The 958-nt window shown below is 79.6% G+C and carries 1 pseudogene and 1 riboswitch; the pseudogene reads left to right on the top strand.

Features of this window, described 5'->3' with window-relative positions:
- Positions 1–104 precede the first annotated feature (104 nt).
- A riboswitch (TPP riboswitch) is annotated at positions 105–224 on the bottom strand.
- Between the two features lie 216 nt (positions 225–440).
- Positions 441–958: pseudogene (locus CBZ_RS20180) on the top strand (hypothetical protein); the annotation flags it as partial.

Here is a 958-nt window from a genome sequence, read left to right as displayed (position 1 = left end):
CCCCCGGCGAGCGCACGAGGCCGCGCGGCGGCGCCCCGGTCGCACGCCCGGCGCCGGGCACGCGCAGGCGTGCCGGCCCACGGGACGCGACCGCCGGCGCGCCGCCGGCGACGAGTGCCCTGCTCCCTACGCTGGTGCGAACCAGGTCAGGTTCCACGGGTCTGCGGGTGGGACGTGGTGTCCGGCCGCACTCTCAGCGCTCCTGCGCTCCCCGGGGGCTTCTGTCGTGCACGACCGTAGCGGCGCGCGGACGCGGGCGGGAGGGCCGGTCCGCTCCGTGGTCGTCGGCCTCGTCACTCTCGTCGGGCTCGTCACACACCCGACTCGCCGCCCGTCCGTCGCCCCGGGGCCGCTCGTGGGCGGTGCCGAGCCCCGGTGTCGCCCGCGACCGGCCGTCCACGGCCGCGGCACGTACAGTGGCGCACTCCGGAAGGAGGGCCGTGCCGACCCGTCGCCCCACCGTCGTCGCCGTCACGACCGCCGCGTGCCTCGCGCTCGTCACGGCGTGCACCGCCGACGACGGACGGACCGGACCGACCTCCACGGCGACGCCTTCGGTCTCCGCGTCGCCGTCACCCACGCCCGTCGCGGCCGAGGTCGTCCTGCCCTCCACGCCGACCACGGTCCTGCCGGCCGCGACCCCGGAGACGACGGTCCTCGAGGTCGTCCGGACGTTCGTCGCGCAGGCGCCCGTCGTGGTCGTCGCCGACGCGGCCGACCCGGCCGCGCAGCAGGTCGCCGTGGCCGAGGGGACGCGGCTCGCCGCCCCCGTCCTGCTCACCGGCGCGGCGGTCCCGCCCGACGTGCTGGGCGAGGAGCTCGCGCGTCTGGACGCCCGATGGGTGCTCACGGCCGGCGCCGTGCCGCCCGTGCCCGACGGCGTGACCGTGGTGGCGGCCCCGCCCGCGACCGCCGCGGCCGACCCCGCTGCCACGGCGGCCCCCGCGGACCCCGCAGC

Source organism: Cellulomonas biazotea (genome assembly GCF_004306155.1).
GTDB classification, from domain to species: Bacteria; Actinomycetota; Actinomycetes; order Actinomycetales; family Cellulomonadaceae; genus Cellulomonas; species Cellulomonas biazotea.
The sequence above is the reverse complement of the archived record's forward strand: the minus strand, read 5'-3'. Positions and strand labels throughout refer to the sequence as shown.